The sequence below is a fragment of the Amycolatopsis sp. NPDC021455 genome (genome assembly GCF_040640995.1).
Lineage (GTDB): Bacteria > Actinomycetota > Actinomycetes > Mycobacteriales > Pseudonocardiaceae > Amycolatopsis.
Genome location: NZ_JBFACT010000161.1, coordinates 1 through 1,530, shown reverse-complemented (window position 1 = coordinate 1,530; position 1,530 = coordinate 1). Strand labels below are relative to the sequence as shown.

1 protein-coding gene is annotated in these 1,530 nt (G+C 66.2%); it reads left to right on the top strand.

All coding sequences use genetic code 11. From position 1 onward, the window contains the following. Positions 1–233 precede the first annotated feature (233 nt). Positions 234–1,508, top strand: a complete 1,275-nt coding sequence (locus AB0G28_RS49310; protein WP_361106657.1) for a transposase — start codon at positions 234–236, stop codon at positions 1,506–1,508. Positions 1,509–1,530 lie beyond the last annotated feature (22 nt).

Genomic DNA, 1,530 nt, shown 5'->3' with positions numbered 1-1,530 from the left:
GCTGATAGGACTACCTTCCTTCATGGCTGGGACCTCCGAGGAACGCTTCGGGCGCTTGTCCTGCGAGGACTAAAATGAGACGGCGTCCTCGAAGGTTTTGGCCGGAGGCTTGTCGTCCTAGAGGATGTCGTCCCGATGAGGACTGGTTTATCAGCACGACGCAACGCCTCCCGCTCCAGCCGCTCCAGCCGCTCCAGCCGCTTCACCCGCGAACACGAGAGGAGGCGGGCCGCATGCTCGGTGTGGGAATCGATTGGGCCGAGTCGTTTCACGACGTGGCCTTGGGCCACCCCGGAAAGGGAGTGATCGAACAGTTCCGGATAGATCACACAGTCGCCGGTGTCCACCGGTTGGTGGCGCGCTGCCTGGAGCTGGAACCTGATCCGGCTGAGATCCGGGTCGTGCTGGAAACGCGGCACGGCTTGCTGGTCGAATCGCTGGTGGACGCAGGCTTCACCGTGCTGCCGGTCAACCCGGACCTGGTGGCCCGCCGCCGCGGGCCGGCGAAGAAGAAAGACGACACCGAAGACGCGAGAATCTGCTGCCTGATGGCACTGGACCAGTTCCTGGAACTGCGCAAACTGATCCCGCACGGCGAGCTGGCCGGAGAGCTGCGGTCGATCGCCCGTGACGACGACCGCGCCTCCCGCGACGAGCGTCGCCTGCTCAACCGGCTGCGCGCCGACCTGCTCACCACGTTCCCCGCCGCGCTGGTGATCGCCGGTGACGATCTCGGCTCCCCAGTCATGCTGAAACTGCTGGCCCGCTGGCCCGGCCACCGGCAACTCGCGGCCGCCGGCAACGAGGAGCTCGAAGCCTTCGCCCGCGCCGCCAAGCATGGCTGGCCCGCCCGGTTCGCCGCCCGCGTCACCGACGCCCTGGCCGCCGAGCAGCTGCCCGTCAAAGACTATCTGGTGCGGGCGAAGGAAACCGCCATTGCCTTGACCGCGACCCAGCTGCTCGCGCTGCGGCAGGCCCGTAAAGCCTGGGAACGAAGAATGGGCGAGCTGCTGCTCGGCTCGGTCCGCTACGGACGGGCGAAACAGCCAAAGGACCCCAATCCGGGAAAAGCGATCCCGGGCGGTGACATCTACCTCAGCTTCCCCGGACTCGGGGACATCCTCGCCGCCCGGATCGCCGGAGAAATCGGAGAACACATCACCCAGTTCGACGCACCCAGCGGACTGCAATGCTACGCGGGCACCGCGCCCGTCACCCGCCGCTCCGGCCGCAGCGAACTGACCATCGCCCGCCGCCTGGCCCACAACCGCTACCTCGGCAACGCCGTCTACCAATGGGCCTTCTGCAGCCTGACCAAATCGCAGTGGGCACGAGAGTTCTACGACACCAAGATCGCCGCGGGCAAAGGCCACCACGCAACCCTGCGCGCCCTGGGCAACCGCTGGCTGGAAATCCTGTGGCATTGCCTCATCAAGGGCAACCGCTACGACGAGACCGTTCACATTCGCAACCGTCAACGAGCCCTCAGCCCTCGAACTGCAGCCTGAGGTTGACAGAGGATGTCTCATC